The following is a 431-nucleotide window of genomic DNA, read 5'->3' on the forward strand; positions in this document are numbered from 1 at the left end:
CCTGGGCCTGAACCCCCGCAAGGAATCGGACTCCGGCCCGCTCCTGCCCTTCTCCTGGAGTGGGGTGTCGTTGTTCGCGGCGGGGGCGTCGTCGCTGCGGGTGCGGCTTGGTGAGCTCGGCTCCGATGCGGTGTCGTTGCTGGTGGCCGATGGTGCGGGCCGGCCGGTGGCGTCGGTGGGGTCGGTGGCGTTGCGGGCGGCTTCGGCGGAGCAGGTGCGTGCTGCGGCCGGTGAGCGCCACGACTCCCTCTTCCGCGTCGAGTGGACTCGGACACCGGCGCCCGCAGCGGCCCGGGAATCCGCTGGTGACCAGTGGCCGGTGGTGCAGGGGATCCAAGACCTGAACGATCTCCGCCGAACCTTGGACGGTGGTGGGTCGGTGCCGTCGGTCGTGGTGGTGGAGTGTGACTCGTCTTCGTCGGACGAAGCGG

1 protein-coding gene is annotated in these 431 nt (G+C 71.2%); it reads left to right on the forward strand.

Annotated elements, in window-relative coordinates:
- Nucleotides 1-431 (forward strand): hypothetical protein (locus tag LMU33_RS40945; RefSeq protein ID WP_228627204.1); only part of this gene is annotated, 431 nt, incomplete at both ends.

The organism is Streptomyces barringtoniae (assembly GCF_020819595.1).
Lineage (GTDB): Bacteria > Actinomycetota > Actinomycetes > Streptomycetales > Streptomycetaceae > Streptomyces > Streptomyces barringtoniae.